Annotated in this window: 1 protein-coding gene; it reads right to left on the reverse strand. The window is 47.3% G+C overall.

What is annotated here, in order from left to right:
* Window positions 1-905: hypothetical protein (locus tag AC07YT_RS25065; RefSeq protein WP_494945586.1), on the reverse strand; the 905-nt coding region annotated here is incomplete at both ends.

Raw genomic sequence — 905 nt, forward strand, 5'->3', positions numbered from 1 at the left:
GGTGTGTTGGCTGCCACACTCACTGCTCCTGTTGCCGGATCGAGTGTTACTTTACCGTTGCTATCGTTTGTACCGTTGGTAATGGTGACATCATTTAAAGTTGGAGCTGTGGTTGTTCCATTGTAAGTATCGTTTACCAAAACATTGGCAACCGCTGTTCCGCCGGTTACCGAGTTAGCAGTACCTGCATCATCCTTCGCCAATAGAGCAGCTGAAGCCACGGTTACTTTTACCGTTGCAGTAGAGGTTTTCGAAGCATCCAGTTTATCGGTGATGGTATAAGTCAAGGTGTAAACGCCAGCCGGGGTGTTGGCTGCCACACTTACTGCTCCTGTTGCCGGATCGAGTGTTACTTTACCATTGCTATCGTTGGTACCGTTGGTGATGGTCACGTCTGCCAGAGTTGGTGCTGTGGTGGTACCATTGTAGGTATCGTTCGAAAGTACATTCGCAACTGCTGTTCCACCGGTTACCGAGTTAGCTGTTCCTGCATCATCTTTAGCCAATAAAGTACCTGAAGCCACGGTTACTTTCACCGTTGCGGTAGAAGTTTTCGAAGCATCCAGTTTATCGGTGATGGTATAAGTTAAGGTATAAATACCAGCCGGTGTATTGGCTGCCACACTTACTGCTCCTGTTGCCGGATCGAGTGTTACTTTACCGTTGCTATCGTTTGTACCGTTGGTAATGGTGACATCAGCCAAAGTTGGAGCGGTTGCCGTTCCATTGTAAGTATCGTTTGACAAAACATTGGCAACTGCTGTTCCGCCTGTTACCGAATTTGAAGTACCTGCATCATCCTTCGCCAATAAAGCAGCTGAAGCCACAGTTACTTTCACCGTTGCGGTAGAAGTTTTCGAAGCATCCAGTTTATCGGTGATCGTATAAATCAACGTATAAACGCC

The sequence above is a fragment of the Pedobacter sp. GW460-11-11-14-TSB4 genome (genome assembly GCF_059423705.1).